This is a genomic window from Glycomyces buryatensis, assembly GCF_004912275.1.
GTDB classification, from domain to species: Bacteria; Actinomycetota; Actinomycetes; order Mycobacteriales; family Micromonosporaceae; genus Glycomyces; species Glycomyces buryatensis.
Genome location: NZ_STGY01000002.1, coordinates 1 through 644, shown reverse-complemented (window position 1 = coordinate 644; position 644 = coordinate 1). Strand labels below are relative to the sequence as shown.

The 644-nt window shown below is 62.9% G+C and carries 1 protein-coding gene; it reads right to left on the bottom strand.

The window, feature by feature from the left end; all coding sequences use genetic code 11:
- Nucleotides 1–114: 114 nt before the first annotated feature.
- Nucleotides 115–644: RNA-guided endonuclease InsQ/TnpB family protein (locus FAB82_RS00905; protein ID WP_136532659.1), on the bottom strand; the 530-nt coding region annotated here is incomplete at its 5' end.

The window sequence follows — 644 nt, the reverse complement described above, 5'->3', positions numbered from 1 at the left end:
TGTGGGCGGGGATTCCCGGCTTGCGGTTCGCTTGCGCGTTCCGTCTACGGGTGGGTTCCTGGTTCAACGCCTACTGCCCGGTCTCCCGGGTCTGACACAGGCTCCGCAGGCGTTTTACGTGTCCGGTAGTCCCTCGGCCACGAGACGCTTGCCTTCACGTCTGATATTGATCTCGGCGTTCACATCACGATCATGGACCGCCCCACACGGGCATGACCATTCCCGGACCTGCAACCCCGCCAGTCCTTTCGGGCCGGTGAGCGCTCCGCAGTCCGAACACAACTGCGTGGACGGGAAGTACCGGTCGACCTTCGCGAAGGTCCGCCCTGTCCGCGCTGCTTTTGACTCCAGGCGCGTAAGGAACATGCCCGCCGCAGCGTCGTGCCATGACTTCGAAGCGCGACCCCGGGACAGACCGGCGACATTGAGGTCTTCGACGTAGATGCCTTGGCTCTCGGCAACGATCGTCGCAACCCGCTGGTCGATCCAGTCTCCCCGCGTGTGCTTAACCTTCTCGTGGACCCTCGCGACCTTCAGTCGTGCCTTGGCCTGGTTCGCTGAACCCTTCGTTTTACGCGAGAGCGCCCGCTGGGCCTTCTTGAGTTTTCGTTCCAGCCGGGCGAAGAACTTCGGATTCTCGATCC